Source organism: Carnobacterium viridans (assembly GCF_900102725.1).
Taxonomy (GTDB): Bacteria; Bacillota; Bacilli; order Lactobacillales; family Carnobacteriaceae; genus Carnobacterium_B; species Carnobacterium_B viridans.
Genome location: NZ_FNJW01000008.1, coordinates 1,831,935 through 1,849,839 on the forward strand (window position 1 = coordinate 1,831,935; position 17,905 = coordinate 1,849,839).

A 17,905-nucleotide genomic window follows, 5' to 3' on the forward strand; every position below is an offset into this window, starting at 1 on the left:
AATCACTGGAGCGAATAAGCGCAGTATGGTCACCGACCATCGAGCATTATTCGTGAAGTGGACGTCAGGTCTGCTTTTTGAAACACGTTCTAGAATAGAGCAGCTTCAGGCGATTCCACGGCTCTCCACAAGCAAACCCGTCTATTCCAGAAGAAATTTTATTTTCTTCTATCAACACCATTGACGAAGAGTCAAAACTAAAAGCATCGTGTGCAAACACAGCTTTTAGTTTTTTTTTTGGAAAAATTATGTCAGTTAGATGAGCAAAGAAAGTTGAAAACGCAACCTAAAATAGGTAAATTCACAGATTGAAAAGAAAATTGAAAAAGGAAACGTGTTCATTGAAACAAAAGGTCAAATCAATTGATAAACTAAAATATACATGATAGAATGAACTGGATTGAAGAATAATCTTTAATAAAAAAATGAAACCATCGAGGGTTTTGTGAAACTAGATAAGCAGATAAACTTGAAAAAAATTCAAGTTTTTTATATGAAATGAGAAACTTGGTGTACATTCAACTGAACGAACATCGAGTTTTTATATGGAGTTACAGCAACAGGTGCATTGATTAAACTAATGAAGGTGCCTGTATTTCGCAAAAATCTCTCTTTAAAGGTTTTAAAATTGGGAGGAAATATATTGAAATTTACAGAATTAGGTTTAGCACCTGAGTTATTAAAATCAGTAGAACGTTTAGGATTTGAGGAAGCAACACCAATCCAATCACAAACGATTCCATTGGCACTTGAAGGAAAAGACGTTATTGGGCAAGCACAAACAGGAACTGGTAAAACAGCTGCATTTGGTTTACCAATGTTACAAAAAATTGATGTAAATAACCGTAATGTACAAGGATTAGTTATTGCACCTACTCGTGAGTTAGCTATCCAAACACAAGAAGAATTATTCCGTTTGAGTCGCGATAAAAAAATTCGTGTTCAAGTTGTTTATGGTGGAGCTGACATCAGTCGCCAAATTCGTGCTTTAAAAGACGCACCACACATTGTGGTAGGTACACCGGGTCGTTTATTAGATCATATCAAACGTAAAACATTGAAATTAGGACATGTTGAAACGTTAGTATTGGACGAAGCGGATGAAATGTTGAACATGGGATTCATTGATGACATTGAAACAATCATTCACGAAGTTCCAGCTGAACGTCAAACATTATTATTCTCTGCTACAATGCCACCTGCTATCAAACGCATTGGTGTACGCTTTATGAAAGACCCTGAACATGTACAAATCAAAGCAACAACAATGTCTGATAGTTTGATTGAACAATTCTTCGTACGTTGTAAAGACTTCGAAAAATTTGATATTATGACTCGTTTATTTGATGTTCAAACACCAGAATTAACGATCATTTTTGGTCGTACAAAACGTCGCGTAGACGAATTAGCTCGTGGATTAGAAGCTCGCGGATACCGTGCAGAAGGAATCCATGGTGACCTTTCTCAACAAAAACGTATGAGTGTTTTGAAATCATTTAAAACTGGTAAGTTAGACGTTTTAGTAGCAACTGACGTAGCTGCTCGTGGATTAGATATTTCCGGAGTGACACACGTATACAACTATGATATTCCTCAAGATCCAGAGAGCTATGTTCACCGTATTGGACGTACTGGTCGTGCTGGAAAAGAGGGTGTTTCTGTAACATTCATTACACCTAATGAAATGGGATATTTACGTGTTATTGAAAATTTGACTAAAAAAGCTATGACACCATTACGTCCACCAACAAATGCAGAGGCTTTTGAAGGACAAATCAAAGCTTCAATTGAAGAAGTAGGTTCTATTATTGACGCTAATGGTTTAGACCGTTATGAAAAAGCTGCTGCACAATTATTGGAAACTTATACAGCTGAAGATCTTGCTGCTGCATTCCTTAAGAGTGTGACAAAAGACGCTGACGAAGTACCAGTTAAAATCACTCCAGAACGTCCATTACCTGGCCGTAAAGGCGGAAGTCATGGTGGCGGAAGCAACCGTGGTGGAAGTGCAAGTAAAGGTGGATACCGTGGTGGAAGCAGCCGTAGTGGCAAACCTTCTGAACGTCGTGGTGGCGGAAGTGGCACTGGCGGAAGCGGAAAATGGAATAAAGATTCAAGTCGTGGTGGAAGTGACAGCCGTCGTAAAGATAGCCGTGGCAAATCTACTGATAACCGTCGTAAGGCTGGCGGAGAACGTAAATTTACGATTCGCGATAAAGACTAAAAGTGTAAGTAGAAAAGGTTGGGACATTGTCTCAGCCTTTTTTTGTGGTTGAATAGTTACTAAATAGAGGCTCTTCGTCAAAATGGTGTGGAAGCCAAAAAAGAAAAAACTAAGTTAAAATTTTTTTCTTATTCTTTAGAAGTGACATAAGAACGATTATTTGATAAAATTAGCATAATATTATACAATTTAGTTTACAGGACTAAAAAAATAGCCTAGTGTAAATGAGGTGTAAAGTGATAATAGGAATCGGTTTGGATATAACAGAAATCTTACGTATAGAAGAAGCTTATTTAAAAAGGGAAACTTTTTCCAAGCGAGTGCTGACTCCGGTAGAATGGGAAATGTTTTCTGGTTTAACAGGCTCTCGAAAAATTGAATTTTTAGCTGGTAGATATGCTGCAAAAGAGGCTTTCTCAAAAGCGATGGGTACTGGAATCGGGAAATTAGGTTTTCAAGATATTGAAATTTTGCCCGATCGTTACGGGAAACCAATTGTTGGAAAATCTCCTTTTAATGGACAAGTGTTTTTGTCTATTACGCACACGGACACCATTGCAGCAGCGCAAGTGATTTTAGAACAATAGAAGCAATAGAAAAGGAGACTATTAAAGTAACTATAATTGAAACTTAAATATACATACAATTGTGTTGCAAAAACTAATTGGAATCATTCCAATTAGTAAATAAGAAAATAGCTTAGCTGATGCTTGAAAATACTTAAATGTAAGATCAAATTTGTCGATAAAATGAAACTTGTTTTTAAATCTTATCTACAGTTTCAATGCTTTTCAATTCATGGTACCATGTTCTTGAAGCGAATCCTTTTTATGGGGTATGAAAAGGTAATCTTTTAGGGGGTATGGGGTAATGGTTGAGAATGAAAACATAATGAAAGTTAATTTAGCACCGGGAATATACAAAGAAGTTAAAGAGTATTGCATGATTGCAAATATTGACGAAAATGAATTTGTTAATTCGGTAGTGAATTATTTTTTAGATGAAAATTTATTAATCTATGATACCATGCGTAAAGGATATGCAGAGATGTCTCGTATCAATCTTGATATTTGTGATGAATTTGAAGTTTGTGAAAAAGAGGTCGGTGCCCAATTCTAACCAGGTGTTATAAGGAGGAAAATACCTATGGTAAGACGGGGAGAGATTTATTATGCTGATTTATCGCCAGTTATAGGTTCGGAGCAAGGTGGAATGCGGCCGGTTTTGATTATTCAAAATAATGTAGGCAACCACTATAGTCCAACCGTTATTATTGCAGCGATAACAGCGAAAATCCAAAAGGCTAAAATGCCTACCCATGTTGAAATATCAGCAGAAGAGTATAATCTTGAAAAAAATTCTGTTGTTTTGTTAGAACAAATAAGAACAATTGATAAACAACGTTTACGAGAAAAAGTAACTCAATTAGATTTTAAAATGATGAAAAAAATAGATGAAGCTCTTGAGATAAGTATCGGATTATCAAGACAAGTCTAATAAAAAATGTACCTAGCTTCTAGCGTTCGTTCGTTTGCGAATGCTTTTTCATGTGTTTATTTAAACGAAATTGAATAAATTAAAGTAAAATGGTATGCTATAAAAGTTGTGAAACGTGGTTCGTTGACCATCCCACGAAAAAAAACTAGGAGGAAGTAGAAGAAATGAAAATAAGAAACTTGGTAATAAATGCTGTAGTCGCAGCTTTATATGTGGCGATTACTTCGGCATTTGCTTTTATGTCTTTTGGAGCAATTCAGTTTCGAGTAGCCGAAATGTTAAATCATTTAGCTGTATTTAATAAAAAGTATATTATAGGAATAGTTGGTGGAGTGTTTATTTCTAACCTTCTTTTCTCAACTATGGTTGTTTATGACATAGTATTTGGCGTTGCACACTCATTGTTGTCGTTACTTATAATGAGTGGGATAACAAGGAAAATAACAAATGATTGGGTGAAAATGAGTGTCAATACGATAGTGTTTACTATTGGTTCAGCCTTAATTGCATGGGAGTTATATCTAGCGCTACAATTACCGTTCTGGTTTAGTTACTTAACAGTTGCGATTGGTGAATTCGTTGTTATGGGAATTGGTATGCCAATCATGATGTGTATCGATAAAAAAATTCACTTTAGTAAACGGATAGAAGGATAGAAAAAAAGCTAAATGCATCAGCATTTAGCTTTTTTTAGATAGTAACACATTAACCGATATTTTTTAAATCTTCTATTTCAACTACGCGAAATCCCTTTTTGCTTAAAGTGGTAGTTAATTCCTTCAGAGTATCCTTTGTCATGCCAGATTCTAAAGTGATCATTGTGCGACGAACTAAATCATCTTGCTCAACATCTAATGTAATACAACTTGAAATTGAACAAAAGCGGCTAATGATTTTTGCCATGTTTGCTAAATCACCTTTTTGGCCAGTGGAAGCAATTGTTAAGACGTAACTCCCTGTGTTCACGTTCCAAGATTGTTGTAACATGTTTAACAACGAACTATGAGTTAAAATACCATAAAATCGATTATCTTCATCCAATACAGAAATGTACGGCAATTCTTTGATCGAGAAAAATACTTTGAAAAAAGAGGCGTCAATAGAAATGAACTTAGTAGCATTTTTTAATAAATGGGTTACTGGTAAGTTCATATCTCCGCCATTAGCTTTATGACGATAAATATGCATTTTGTAAATATTTCCTCTGAATATTGTTCCAGTTTCATCTAGAATAGGTATACAGCGAAAGCCAGATTTTTCAAGAATATCAATTGCTTCTTGAAGGGTAACCGTTTCGCTTACAGTAGTAAGTTTGTTTTTAGGAATACAAAGAGATTTTATAAGCATGTCATATCCTCCTTTAAGGATCGAGATAGATTTATTTAATTTGATAATAACATATAGCGCTTAAGGTATCCAATGCTTTTGAAAACGGATGAAAATTTATTTAATGAAAAAGTAGTTAAGCATTAACAACATTAACTTGTCTGAAAGTAGTTGGCATTCTATAATAAAAAAACAAATGGAAATTAAAATTAAAAAAAGACTGATAGAAAATAGAAATGCGAGGGAAATGCAGTGAGAAATGAAATGATGTACAGACCAGTTGTGGATAAAGAAGTAGTGGAGTTTCTTCGAAACGAACAAAAGCCGCTTGAGGGAAGACTAGGAGAGATTGAACGTCAAGCAAATGAAGATGGTGTGCCGATCATACCGCATGAAACAGTGGTATTTTTAAACTTACTGCTAGGGCAGATAAAGCCAAAACAAATTTTAGAAATTGGAGCAGCTATCGGCTTCTCGTCAAGTTTGATGGCCCGACATGTTGGAGATGATGGGCACGTTACAACAATTGATCGTTTTGACGTTATGATAAAAAAAGCAAGAAAAAATTATGAAGTGTTGGGACTAACAGATAAAGTGACTCTCTTAGAAGGGCAAGCAGCAGATATTCTTTCTACGTTAGAAGGACCATATGATTTTATTTTTATGGATAGTGCGAAATCCAAGTATTATGATTTTTTTCCAGATTGTATGCGTTTGTTGAAAAAAGGTGGAATGTTGATTGTTGATGATGTTTTACAAGGTGGAACAATTCTTACTCCCAAAGAGGAAATACCTAAGAATAGAAGAACGATACACCGCAAATTAAATGCATTTTTAGATGTAGTTATGCATCATCCGTCATTAGAATCAAGTATCGTCCCCTTAGGCGATGGTTTGTTAATGGTAGTGAAACAAGATGACACTGATTTTTCTTATATGATAGAAGAAAAGGTTTAAGTATAAATATAAAGCGCAATTCAGTAAAAATACCACGATGTATATTTTTTACTGAATTGTTTGTAAAATTAACAAAAGAATTAGGTGTTTAGTATTGACGAAAAAGAAAAATCTTGGTATAGTAGAACACGTTGTTGCGATAGCGATAGCAAGAAAAGAGAATAAAAAGTAATTCTTGACAAATACAGTGCTAAAGTGGTATTATATTGTGGTCATCGAAATTACGATGTAGCGGTTACTTGGATAATTATACAGAATAAAAAATAATTATTTAAAAATCGTTGACAACTTATTTAGAGGGTGTTATACTTCAGTAGTTGTCAGATGAAGTGATTGACCTTTGAAAACTAAACAAAGTAAGACGAACCAAATGTGAGGGTGACTTAGCAGTGCTAAGTCAACAGTAACAAAATTAGTGAATAATTATTCGCTAGCAATCAATATGAGCTTCAAGCATCATTTTATATGAGAGTTTGATCCTGGCTCAGGACGAACGCTGGCGGCATGCCTAATACATGCAAGTCGAACGCTTTGATTTCACCGGGTGCTTGCACCCACCGAAGTCAAAGAGTGGCGGACGGGTGAGTAACACGTGGGTAACCTGCCCATAAGAGGGGGATAACATTCGGAAACGGATGCTAATACCGCATACTTCTAATCGCCTCCTGGCGAATGGAAAAAAGGTGGCTTCGGCTACCGCTTATGGATGGACCCGCGGCGTATTAGCTAGTTGGTGAGGTAATGGCTCACCAAGGCGATGATACGTAGCCGACCTGAGAGGGTGATCGGCCACACTGGGACTGAGACACGGCCCAGACTCCTACGGGAGGCAGCAGTAGGGAATCTTCCGCAATGGACGAAAGTCTGACGGAGCAATGCCGCGTGAGTGAAGAAGGTTTTCGGATCGTAAAACTCTGTTGTTAGAGAAGAACAAGGATGAGAGTAACTGCTCATCCCCTGACGGTATCTAACCAGAAAGCCACGGCTAACTACGTGCCAGCAGCCGCGGTAATACGTAGGTGGCAAGCGTTGTCCGGATTTATTGGGCGTAAAGCGAGCGCAGGCGGTTCTTTAAGTCTGATGTGAAAGCCCCCGGCTCAACCGGGGAGGGTCATTGGAAACTGGAGAACTTGAGTGCAGAAGAGGAGAGTGGAATTCCACGTGTAGCGGTGAAATGCGTAGATATGTGGAGGAACACCAGTGGCGAAGGCGACTCTCTGGTCTGTAACTGACGCTGAGGCTCGAAAGCGTGGGGAGCAAACAGGATTAGATACCCTGGTAGTCCACGCCGTAAACGATGAGTGCTAAGTGTTGGAGGGTTTCCGCCCTTCAGTGCTGCAGCTAACGCATTAAGCACTCCGCCTGGGGAGTACGACCGCAAGGTTGAAACTCAAAGGAATTGACGGGGACCCGCACAAGCGGTGGAGCATGTGGTTTAATTCGAAGCAACGCGAAGAACCTTACCAGGTCTTGACATCCTTTGACCACCCTAGAGATAGGGCTTTCCCTTCGGGGACAAAGTGACAGGTGGTGCATGGTTGTCGTCAGCTCGTGTCGTGAGATGTTGGGTTAAGTCCCGCAACGAGCGCAACCCCTATTATTAGTTGCCAGCATTCAGTTGGGCACTCTAGTGAGACTGCCGGTGATAAACCGGAGGAAGGTGGGGATGACGTCAAATCATCATGCCCCTTATGACCTGGGCTACACACGTGCTACAATGGATGGTACAACGAGTCGCAAGGTCGCGAGGCCAAGCTAATCTCTTAAAGCCATTCTCAGTTCGGATTGTAGGCTGCAACTCGCCTACATGAAGCCGGAATCGCTAGTAATCGCGGATCAGCACGCCGCGGTGAATACGTTCCCGGGTCTTGTACACACCGCCCGTCACACCACGAGAGTTTGTAACACCCGAAGTCGGTGAGGTAACCCTTTTGGGAGCCAGCCGCCTAAGGTGGGACAGATAATTGGGGTGAAGTCGTAACAAGGTAGCCGTATCGGAAGGTGCGGCTGGATCACCTCCTTTCTAAGGAAACTAACGGAAACCCACACATTCGTCTTTACTTTGTTTAGTTTTGAGAGGTTAATAAACTTTCTCAATAATCAAATATATAAATAGAAATGCTCTTGGGGCCTTAGCTCAGCTGGGAGAGCGCCTGCCTTGCACGCAGGAGGTCAGCGGTTCGATCCCGCTAGGCTCCATTGCAACTTTTTGTTGCGAAAATAAGTTGTTCTTTGAAAACTGGATAAAGTTAAAAAGTGTAATTCAAGTAACAAACCAGAAACACACCGAAAAGTTTTAAAAATGAGTTTTTTTAAGGTTCTCATCGAAAGATGAGGTTTAAAAATTAACTGTTAACCATAGGTTAAGTTAATAAGGGCGCACGGTGAATGCCTTGGCACTAGGAGCCGATGAAGGACGGGACTAACGCCGATATGCTTTGGGGAGCTGTAAGTGAGCTTTGATCCAAAGATTTCCGAATGGGGGAACCCAGCATCTTTGATAGGATGTTACTGCTGACTGAATACATAGGTCAGTAGAGGTAGACGCAGAGAACTGAAACATCTAAGTACCTGCAGGAAGAGAAAGAAAAATCGATTCCCTGAGTAGCGGCGAGCGAAACGGGAATAGCCCAAACCAGAAAGCTTGCTTTCTGGGGTTGTAGGACTGAACACATAGAGTCATAAATGAGATTGGTAGAAGAAGCGACCTGGAAAGGTCTGCCGAAGAAGGTAAAAGCCCTGTAATCGAAACCAATTTCACTCTGATCAGTATCCTGAGTACGGCGGAACACGAGAAATTCCGTCGGAATCCGGGAGGACCATCTCCCAAGGCTAAATACTCCCTAGTGACCGATAGTGAACCAGTACCGTGAGGGAAAGGTGAAAAGAACCTCGGAAGAGGAGTGAAATAGCCCCTGAAACCGTGTGCCTACAAATAGTTAAAGCCCGTTAATGGGTGATAGCGTGCCTTTTGTAGAATGAACCGGCGAGTTACGATCCCATGCGAGGTTAAGTTGATGAGACGGAGCCGCAGCGAAAGCGAGTCTGAATAGGGCGAATGAGTATGTGGTCGTAGACCCGAAACCAAGTGATCTACCCATGTCCAGGTTGAAGGTGCGGTAATACGCACTGGAGGACCGAACCCACGTATGTTGAAAAATGCGGGGATGAGGTGTGGGTAGCGGAGAAATTCCAATCGAACTTGGAGATAGCTGGTTCTCTCCGAAATAGCTTTAGGGCTAGCCTCGGAATTAGAATCATGGAGGTAGAGCAACTGTTTGGACTAGGGGCCCTTCTCGGGTTACCGAATTCAGATAAACTCCGAATGCCATTGATTTATATCCGGGAGTCAGACTGCGAGTGATAAGATCCGTAGTCGAAAGGGAAACAGCCCAGACCACCAGCTAAGGTCCCAAAGTTTATGTTAAGTGGAAAAGGATGTGGAGTTGCTTAGACAACTAGGATGTTGGCTCAGAAGCAGCCATCATTTAAAGAGTGCGTAATAGCTCACTAGTCGAGTGACCCTGCGCCGAAAATTTACCGGGGCTAAACATAACACCGAAGCTGTGGATAGAACCATTGGTTCTATGGTAGGAGAGCGTTCTAAGGGCGTTGAAGCTAGATCGTGAGGACTAGTGGAGCGCTTAGAAGTGAGAATGCCGGTATGAGTAGCGAAAGACGGGTGAGAATCCCGTCCACCGAATGACTAAGGTTTCCTGGGGAAGGCTCGTCCTCCCAGGGTTAGTCGGGACCTAAGTCGAGGCCGAATGGCGTAGACGATGGACAACAGGTTGAGATTCCTGTACCAGTTGGTTTTGTTTGAACAATGGAGGGACACAGTAGGCTAAGGAATACGCGCTGTTGGATATGCGCGTCCAAGCAACAAGTTTTGAAGTGAGTCAAATGCTTGCTTCTATAAGAACAAGTTGTGATGGGGAGGGAAATTAAGTACCGAAGTTCCCGATGTCACACTGTCAAGAAAAGCTTCTAGTTAGAAACCAACTGCCCGTACCGCAAACCGACACAGGTAGTCGAGGAGAGAATCCTAAGGTGTGCGAGAGAACTCTCGTTAAGGAACTCGGCAAAATGACCCCGTAACTTCGGGAGAAGGGGTGCTGACCAATTGGTCAGCCGCAGTGAATAGGCCCAGGCGACTGTTTATCAAAAACACAGGTCTCTGCAAAATCGTAAGATGACGTATAGGGGCTGACGCCTGCCCGGTGCTGGAAGGTTAAGAGGATGGGTTAGCTCTCGGGCGAAGCTCAGAATTGAAGCCCCAGTAAACGGCGGCCGTAACTATAACGGTCCTAAGGTAGCGAAATTCCTTGTCGGGTAAGTTCCGACCCGCACGAAAGGCGTAACGATCTGGGCACTGTCTCAACGAGAGACTCGGTGAAATTATAGTACCTGTGAAGATGCAGGTTACCCGCGACAGGACGGAAAGACCCCATGGAGCTTTACTGCAGTTTGATATTGAGTGTTTGTACAGCTTGTACAGGATAGGTAGGAGCCATTGAAGCCAGGACGCCAGTCTTGGTGGAGGCGTTGGTGGGATACTACCCTTGCTGTATGACCACTCTAACCCACAGCCCTTATCGGGCTGGGAGACAGTGTCTGACGGGCAGTTTGACTGGGGCGGTCGCCTCCTAAAGTGTAACGGAGGCGCCCAAAGGTTCCCTCAGAATGGTTGGAAATCATTCGCAGAGTGTAAAGGCATAAGGGAGCTTGACTGCGAGACCTACAAGTCGAGCAGGGACGAAAGTCGGGCTTAGTGATCCGGTGGTTCCGCATGGAAGGGCCATCGCTCAACGGATAAAAGCTACCCTGGGGATAACAGGCTTATCTCCCCCAAGAGTCCACATCGACGGGGAGGTTTGGCACCTCGATGTCGGCTCATCGCATCCTGGGGCTGTAGTCGGTCCCAAGGGTTGGGCTGTTCGCCCATTAAAGCGGTACGCGAGCTGGGTTCAGAACGTCGTGAGACAGTTCGGTCCCTATCCGTCGCGGGCGTAGGAAATTTGAGAGGAGCTGTCCTTAGTACGAGAGGACCGGGATGGACACACCTCTGGTGTACCAGTTGTTCTGCCAAGGGCATTGCTGGGTAGCTATGTGTGGACGGGATAAACGCTGAAAGCATCTAAGCGTGAAGCCCCCCTCAAGATGAGATTTCCCATCACGTAAGTGAGTAAGACCCCTGAGAGATGATCAGGTAGATAGGTTGGAAGTGGAAGTATAGCGATATACGGAGCGGACCAATACTAATCGGTCGAGGACTTAACCAAAGCAATACCCGGTGTACGAAGGTAAGTAAACGAAACACACTTTAGACTTTATCCAGTTTTGAGAGTCCAACGGACTTTCGATTGAAAATTGTGTGGTGATGAGGGCAAGAAGGTCACACCTGTTCCCATGCCGAACACAGAAGTTAAGCTTCTTAGCGCCGATGGTAGTGAAGGGATTCCCTTTGTGAGAGTAGGACGTTGCCACGCAGATTCAATTATTCCGCAATAGCTCAGTTGGTAGTAGCGCATGACTGTTAATCATGATGTCGTAGGTTCGAGTCCTACTTGCGGAGTTCTTTTTTTTTGCAAATAAATACTATGATTTAGTAGTGCCGCTTTAGCTCAGTCGGTAGAGCGCTTCCATGGTAAGGAAGAGGTCGCCGGTTCGAATCCGGCAAGTGGCTTCATTAACCAATAGAAATGAAATGGGAACCCTATGAATATAGGGTTTCTTTTTTTTACAAGTGCTTCAGAAGAAACTTCTCGCATTTATGCTATCGCTCTCTTTGAGTCTAAAGAATAGAACTGTTATACTTAATCCATTATAAAATGAATTTAATGAGAGGAAGATAAACATGAAAGCTTTAATTCATGAAGCAGTCAGTGGTATAAAAGGCCTAAGAATAAAAGAAGTTGAATCTAAAAAATTAGGCAACAAAGAAGTTCGTATTAAAGTGAAAATAGTAGGATTGAATCACCGTGATTTGGCAACAATTAATGGACGTGATAAAACAAGTAAACCTTTAATAATTGGATCAGATGGAGCAGGTATTATAAGTGAAATAGGTTCAGAAGTGACCTTATTTAATGTAGGAGATGAAGTCATTGTAAATCCTAGTATAGGGTGGTTAAACAATACACCAGCGCCACCAGACAATTTTCAAATAATAGGAAATCCGACGCATGGAACATTCTCAGAAGAATTTATCATTAATGAAAATTTTGTTGCGTTAAAACCAAGTTATCTGACTTGGGAAGAAGCGGGAGTCCTTTCACTAGGGGCATTAACAGCATATAGGGCTCTTTTTACAAAAGGGGAAGTAAATGGTCAGCAAACGATTTTAATACCAGGAATAGGTGGAGGAGTGGCGACCAACTTGCTTCAATTCAGTAAAGCAGTGGGCGCAAAAGTTTACGTCACATCACGTTCAAAAGAAAAATTAAATAAAGCAGAAAAACTAGGAGCTGACAAAGGGATTAACAGCGAAAATGATTGGGAAAAAGAATTAAATAGTGAGAAAGTGGACGTAGTTATCGAATCAGTAGGAGCAGCAACCTTCAATCAATCATTGAAACAATTAAAAAAGGGCGGAAAATTAGTCTTATTTGGTTCATCTACAGGCGATATTGTTGATTTGAATTTGAGAGAGTTCTTTTATGGTCAATATACAATGCTGGGAACCACGATGGGAAGTAGGGAAGAATACCTGGAAATGCTTAAATTTATTGAAGGTCACTCAATTAAACCAATTGTTGATACTATTTATGATTTTGAGGATTATGAAGCTGCATTTGATAGATTGGAAACAGCAAAGCAAATGGGTAAAATAGGAATACGTGTGAGTAAATAAGTCGAATTTTATTTTTCTGTAAGGCTTTTCTTGGTATCTAATTTAATAAGTGTTAAACTTAATGAAGCAAATGTAAAAGGAAGTGTTAGCATGGAATTTGAAAAAAATGGAAATGGTTTCTTTAAAAATGATGATACTGGGAAATTGATTGCGGAAGTAACTTATGTTCCTTCTGGTGAAGATAAAGTGATTTTAGACCATACTTTTGTTGATCCTTCTTTGAGAGGACAAGGAATTGCTTCCCAATTGGTTGATAAAGTTGTTGAAGAGATGGAAAAAGAAGGGAAAAAGATTGTTCCACTTTGTCCATATGCAAAAGAATTATTTGATAGAAAACCTGAAAAATATAAGCACATTGAAGCTGAATAAGTATTAGGCTATTGAAAAAACAGACATTTATTGGTAAAGTGATTAAGAAGTTCCATAATTCTTGATCACTTTTTATTCATTCGATCGATGTAAGAACTCTTAAGATTATAAAATGATTAAAAATACAAGAAAATGGAAGAATAGCCTTTACTTTTCTGTGAATTATTTATATACTATTTCTTGTGCTTGAATAATTTTAAACACTATGGCCCGTTGGTCAAGCGGTTAAGACACCGCCCTTTCACGGCGGTATCACGGGTTCGATTCCCGTACGGGTCATATTCTTTTTTTATTAAATTTTGCCGGCTTAGCTCAGTTGGTAGAGCATCTGAATCGTAATCAGAGGGTCGAGGGTTCAACTCCTTTAGCCGGCATGTATTTAGTTGTTCGTTTAATAGAAAAGATAATTTTATTTGGAGGGGTAGCGAAGTGGCTAAACGCGGCGGACTGTAAATCCGCTCCTTCGGGTTCGGCAGTTCGAATCTGCCCCCCTCCACCATTTATGGGCTATAGCCAAGCGGTAAGGCAAGGGACTTTGACTCCCTCACGCGTTGGTTCGAATCCAGCTAGCCCAGTTGCATGAATATGCAAGAAACATATAAAAATGATAATTGTGTGGTGATGATGGCAAGAAGGTCACACCTGTTCCCATGCCGAACACAGAAGTTAAGCTTCTTAGCGCCGATGGTAGTGAAGGGATTCCCTTTGTGAGAGTAGGACGTTGCCATGCAAGTTCATTTTTAAGTTGAGTCATTAGCTCAGTTGGTAGAGCATCTGACTTTTAATCAGAGGGTCGCAGGTTCGAATCCTGCATGACTCATAATAGAAGCTTGCAACGTTAATCGTTGTAAGCTTTTTTTTTATTGAAAATTTGGAATAGCTAATTAAGACTCTTCGTCAAAATAGTGTTGATAGAAAAAAATTCTTCTGGAATAGACGGGTTTGTTTGTGGAGAACCATGGGAACGTCTGAAGCCTGTAGTCTTCAGAGCTTTCAAGCCTCAAATAAAGATTAATCGCTGAAGCGCTAACGCTATATAATTCGCATTGAATCCAATGCAAGTTACAAGCAAACCCCATTCCTTCAGAATTTTCGTGCCATTAATTTAATTAAGCTATCAACACTAAAAAGTATAGAGCCCTAATTAATTAATAATGATAGGTTCTATTAATTGGGTGGATTAATGCTATTCATAGGAAATATTATGGTATAATACACAATGGGTGACAATCAGAACATTATCGGAGGTGCGCGTATGTCTATAGATTGGTCACAATTAGTAACGTGGCGAAATTTTCTTAACGTGGTAGATATATTAGTGGTTACATTTTTTATTTATCAGTTGATAAATATTTTACGTGGGAGCAGAGCTGTTCAACTATTAAAGGGAATTGCTGTGATTATCTTAATAAAAGTAGCTAGTTTTTTTCTGGAATTGCAAACAGTTGATTGGATCGTTGATTTAGTTATTCAATGGAGTGTTCTTGCAATGATTATTATCTTCCAACCAGAAATGCGAAGAGGGTTAGAACATCTCGGCCGCGGTTCCATTTTTAATAGAGCAAAACGAAAAGTCAATCCTGGAGAAAATTTGGTCCAACAACTAGCAAAAGCTGTTCAATATATGGCGAAAAGAAGAATTGGAGCTTTAATTTCTATTCAAATGGACACAGAGCTAGATGAATTTATTGGAACAGGAATTTCACTAGATGCTGACATATCCAGTGAACTGTTGATTAATATTTTTATTCCCAATACACCACTGCATGATGGAGCAGTCATTATCAGAGATTATAAAATAGCCTCTGCTGCTAGTTATTTACCATTGTCAGAAAGCACGCTTATTTCTAAAGAATTAGGAACAAGGCATCGTGCGGCCATTGGATTAAGTGAAGTAACAGATGCCATAACCATTATTGTCTCTGAAGAAACCGGTGGAGTCAGCGTTTCATATAAAGGCGAGTTATTACGCGAATTATCCAAAGAGGATTTTGAGAAGTTCTTATCTAAAAATTTAATTGTCATTGAAAAAGAAGAAAAGAAAAATTCTTTTCAAGAAATGGTGGATAGTTTTAAAAAGGGGGCTTCTAAATAATGGAGAAACTTTACAACAATCCATGGTTTATGAAAATCGTTGCACTCGCATTTGCTATCCTTCTTTTTACTTATGTAAACAGTAGTAATAACCGGGTTCAAACAACTAGCGGTATTGATGGGTTAAGTGCATCTACAACAGAAACCATACTTGAAGTACCAATAGTAGTTGAAATTGATCAAGATAATTATTATGTAACTGGGTTTCCCGAAACAGTTTCAGTAGAAATATCAGGACCGTCAAGCCTTGTGTTAAATACAAAAACGACTAAGAATTTTGACGTTGTAGCAACTGATTTAGATAGTTTAGGGGTTGGTACTCATACTATTGAATTAGTTGCGGAAGGACTTTCACCTCAGCTAGATTATCAAATCTTGCCTGAAAAAGTCACGATAACCATTGAAGAAAAAAAAGTTGAAACTTTTAGTGTTGATGTTGAATTTGACGAGTCATTCATTAGTGATGAGTTTGAGACCGGCACACCAACGGTAAATTATGAAACGGTAGAACTAACAGGGACAGCTTCAACAATTGATCAAGTTGCAGATGTTAAAGTAGTTGTAGGTGAAGAAGAAAATGTTACAGAAGATATTGTTCAAACACTTCCAGTTATCGTTAGTGATGCTGAAGGCAATGAATTGGATGTTAATTTGAATCCTAGTGAGGTAACGGTGACCATACCTGTTGATCCAATTGCGAAGGAAGTACCTGTAGTATTAAATCAAACAGGTACGCCAAATGCGGACTTGAGTTATGAGTTAGGAATTAGTAATCAATCAGCTACGACGGTCTCAATAAAAGGCGCAAATGAATTGGTAAAGAAATTAAGCAGTTATCCAGTAGATGTTGATATCACGGATATAACTGAAACAGCGACGCAAACGATTGATCTGCCCTTACTTGAAGGCGTAACAGCTATAGACCCTGAAAAAATTGAAGTAACGATTACGGTTACTCAAAGTTCAAAGGGAAATGGACAAAGTAACAATAAAACTAGCAACGAAAGTTCAAGTTCGAGCTCAAGTTCGAGCGAATCTAGTTCATCGAGTGAATCAACACAAAAAGAAAGCGACTCATCAGAAAGTGACACTTCTTCTGAATCATCAAGCGAGTCATTAAATGAGTCATCAAGCGAATCCAGTGAAGAAGTAAGTGAATAGAAATAGCAAACCTAGATGAAGAAGGTTTGAAATTTGAAAAGGGGCATATTAGAATGGGAAAATATTTTGGAACAGATGGAGTAAGAGGAGTTGCTAATTCAGAACTAACTCCAGAATTGGCTTTTAAATTAGGGAGATATGGTGGATATGTATTAACTCAACACGCTGAAGGCGAAGAGCATCCACGTGTTCTAGTTGGAAGAGATACTCGTATTTCTGGAGAGATGCTAGAATCTGCATTAATTGCGGGACTTTTATCCGTTGGAATCGAAGTAATGAAATTAGGAGTACTATCTACTCCCGGAGTAGCATATTTAACTCGTGTTCAAGGCGCTGCAGCTGGTGTAATGATTTCAGCTTCACATAATCCTGCACCTGACAATGGTATTAAATTCTTTGGATCAGATGGGTTTAAGTTATCTGATGATACTGAATTAGAAATTGAAGCATTATTAGATGAAGAGAAAGATAATCTGCCTCGTCCTAGTGCAAATGGATTAGGTACGGTTGATGAATATCCAGAAGGTGCTTTAAAATACACTCAATTTTTACAACAAACAATTCCAAATGATTTAACTGGATTGCAAGTTTGTTTAGATGGTGCAAACGGAGCTACAAGTCCTCTTCTTAATCGACTATTTGCAGATTTAGAAACAGAGTTTGATGTGATGGCATCTACGCCAAATGGATTGAATATTAATGACGGTGTTGGTTCAACTCATCCTGAAGGTTTGGCTAAATTTGTAGTTGAAAAAGGAGCCGATGCTGGATTAGCATTTGATGGAGATGGAGATAGAGTAATTGCTGTTGATGAGTTAGGAAATATCATTGATGGAGATAAAATTATGTTTATCTGTGGCAAGTATTTACAAGAAAAAGGCCGTTTGAAAAAAGATACCATTGTTTCTACTGTCATGAGTAATTTAGGGTTCCATAAAGCGATTGAAGCTAACAATATGATTGCTCTTCAAACAAAAGTTGGAGATCGTTACGTAGTAGAAGAAATGCGCAAAAATGGTTATAACTTTGGTGGAGAACAATCAGGGCACATGGTGTTCCTCGATTATAATACAACTGGTGATGGAATCTTGTCAGGTATCCAGTTGCTGAATGTTATGAAAGAAACTGGGAAAAAACTTTCAGAGTTAGCAGCAGAAGTTCAAACATACCCGCAAAAATTAGTGAATATTCGTGTTAGTGATAAAAATGGCGCAATGGATGTTCCAGCAATAAAAGAAATCATTGATGAAGTTGAGAATGAAATGAATGGTGATGGACGTATTTTAGTTCGTCCTAGTGGAACTGAACCATTGTTACGTGTGATGGCAGAAGCTCCAACACAAGAAAAAGTAAATCTTTATGTTGATCGAATTGCTTCAGTTGTAAAACAAGAAATTGGTTTAGCTGAATAAAAGAATCAGCAA

12 protein-coding genes, 8 tRNA genes, 4 rRNA genes and 1 riboswitch are annotated in these 17,905 nt (G+C 39.8%); of the genes, 23 read left to right on the plus strand and 1 reads right to left on the minus strand.

What is annotated here, in order from left to right; all coding sequences use genetic code 11:
- Window positions 1-643 precede the first annotated feature (643 nt).
- The 5 genes from cshA to BLT48_RS10320 all read left to right on the plus strand — a co-directional run bounded on the left by cshA (window position 644) and on the right by BLT48_RS10320 (window position 4,377).
- Complete coding sequence (gene cshA, locus BLT48_RS10300; RefSeq protein ID WP_035021318.1) at window positions 644-2,224, plus strand: degradosome RNA helicase CshA; 1,581 nt, start codon at window positions 644-646, stop codon at window positions 2,222-2,224.
- 236 nt (window positions 2,225-2,460) lie between these two features.
- A complete protein-coding gene (acpS, locus tag BLT48_RS10305; RefSeq protein WP_035021320.1) occupies window positions 2,461-2,811 on the plus strand; it encodes a holo-ACP synthase in 351 nt (116 codons plus the stop codon).
- 283 nt (window positions 2,812-3,094) lie between these two features.
- Window positions 3,095-3,343 (plus strand): hypothetical protein, encoded by a 249-nt coding sequence (locus tag BLT48_RS10310; protein WP_035021322.1) that lies wholly within the window; start codon window positions 3,095-3,097, stop codon window positions 3,341-3,343.
- Between the two features lie 27 nt (window positions 3,344-3,370).
- Window positions 3,371-3,721: a type II toxin-antitoxin system PemK/MazF family toxin gene (locus BLT48_RS10315; protein WP_035021324.1), complete on the plus strand. Its 351-nt coding sequence runs from the start codon at window positions 3,371-3,373 to the stop codon at window positions 3,719-3,721.
- Window positions 3,722-3,830: 109 nt separating this feature from the next.
- Window positions 3,831-3,876, plus strand: a riboswitch (PreQ1 riboswitch).
- A gap of 9 nt (window positions 3,877-3,885) precedes the next feature.
- Window positions 3,886-4,377, plus strand: a complete 492-nt coding sequence (locus BLT48_RS10320; protein WP_089977766.1) for a QueT transporter family protein — start codon at window positions 3,886-3,888, stop codon at window positions 4,375-4,377.
- 49 nt (window positions 4,378-4,426) lie between these two features.
- Here BLT48_RS10320 and cbpA read toward each other — a convergent pair whose 3' ends face one another.
- Complete coding sequence (gene cbpA, locus BLT48_RS10325; RefSeq protein ID WP_089977769.1) at window positions 4,427-5,068, minus strand: cyclic di-AMP binding protein CbpA; 642 nt, start codon at window positions 5,066-5,068, stop codon at window positions 4,427-4,429.
- Between the two features lie 231 nt (window positions 5,069-5,299).
- On the opposite strand from cbpA, the gene BLT48_RS10330 reads away from it, so the two are divergent.
- From BLT48_RS10330 to glmM, 18 genes are all read left to right on the plus strand, one after another.
- Window positions 5,300-6,004 (plus strand): O-methyltransferase, encoded by a 705-nt coding sequence (locus BLT48_RS10330; protein WP_089977772.1) that lies wholly within the window; start codon window positions 5,300-5,302, stop codon window positions 6,002-6,004.
- Between the two features lie 461 nt (window positions 6,005-6,465).
- Window positions 6,466-8,027: ribosomal RNA gene (locus BLT48_RS10335) — 16S ribosomal RNA — on the plus strand.
- Window positions 8,028-8,130: 103 nt separating this feature from the next.
- Window positions 8,131-8,203, plus strand: a tRNA-Ala gene (locus tag BLT48_RS10340).
- Between the two features lie 162 nt (window positions 8,204-8,365).
- A 23S ribosomal RNA gene (locus tag BLT48_RS10345) occupies window positions 8,366-11,286 on the plus strand.
- Window positions 11,287-11,377: 91 nt separating this feature from the next.
- Window positions 11,378-11,493: ribosomal RNA gene (rrf, locus tag BLT48_RS10350) — 5S ribosomal RNA — on the plus strand.
- Together the 16S, 23S and 5S rRNA genes with 3 tRNA genes alongside form the textbook arrangement of a ribosomal RNA operon.
- Before the next feature lie 12 nt (window positions 11,494-11,505).
- A tRNA-Asn gene (locus tag BLT48_RS10355) sits at window positions 11,506-11,579 on the plus strand.
- Between the two features lie 38 nt (window positions 11,580-11,617).
- Window positions 11,618-11,690 (plus strand) — tRNA-Thr (locus BLT48_RS10360).
- 171 nt (window positions 11,691-11,861) lie between these two features.
- Window positions 11,862-12,857 carry a zinc-dependent alcohol dehydrogenase family protein gene (locus tag BLT48_RS10365; RefSeq protein WP_035021332.1) on the plus strand — a complete coding sequence of 332 codons (996 nt, stop codon included), beginning with the start codon at window positions 11,862-11,864 and terminating at the stop codon, window positions 12,855-12,857.
- Between the two features lie 90 nt (window positions 12,858-12,947).
- Window positions 12,948-13,226, plus strand: a complete 279-nt coding sequence (locus tag BLT48_RS10370; RefSeq protein WP_035021334.1) for a GNAT family N-acetyltransferase — start codon at window positions 12,948-12,950, stop codon at window positions 13,224-13,226.
- Between the two features lie 207 nt (window positions 13,227-13,433).
- Window positions 13,434-13,505: transfer RNA gene (locus BLT48_RS10375), tRNA-Glu, on the plus strand.
- A 22-nt stretch (window positions 13,506-13,527) separates the two neighbouring features.
- Window positions 13,528-13,600, plus strand: a tRNA-Thr gene (locus tag BLT48_RS10380).
- Window positions 13,601-13,641: 41 nt separating this feature from the next.
- Window positions 13,642-13,725, plus strand: a tRNA-Tyr gene (locus tag BLT48_RS10385).
- A 4-nt stretch (window positions 13,726-13,729) separates the two neighbouring features.
- Window positions 13,730-13,801: transfer RNA gene (locus tag BLT48_RS10390), tRNA-Gln, on the plus strand.
- Between the two features lie 39 nt (window positions 13,802-13,840).
- Window positions 13,841-13,956: ribosomal RNA gene (rrf, locus tag BLT48_RS10395) — 5S ribosomal RNA — on the plus strand.
- 17 nt (window positions 13,957-13,973) lie between these two features.
- A tRNA-Lys gene (locus BLT48_RS10400) sits at window positions 13,974-14,046 on the plus strand.
- Window positions 14,047-14,481: 435 nt separating this feature from the next.
- A complete protein-coding gene (gene cdaA / locus BLT48_RS10405) occupies window positions 14,482-15,321 on the plus strand; it encodes a diadenylate cyclase CdaA (protein ID WP_035021336.1) in 840 nt (279 codons plus the stop codon).
- Complete coding sequence (locus tag BLT48_RS10410; protein WP_051923359.1) at window positions 15,321-16,481, plus strand: CdaR family protein; 1,161 nt, start codon at window positions 15,321-15,323, stop codon at window positions 16,479-16,481. The genes cdaA and BLT48_RS10410 overlap by 1 nt, the downstream gene beginning before the upstream one ends.
- 53 nt (window positions 16,482-16,534) lie before the next feature.
- Window positions 16,535-17,893 carry a phosphoglucosamine mutase gene (gene glmM, locus BLT48_RS10415; protein ID WP_089977775.1) on the plus strand — a complete coding sequence of 453 codons (1,359 nt, stop codon included), beginning with the start codon at window positions 16,535-16,537 and terminating at the stop codon, window positions 17,891-17,893.
- Window positions 17,894-17,905: the final 12 nt, after the last annotated feature.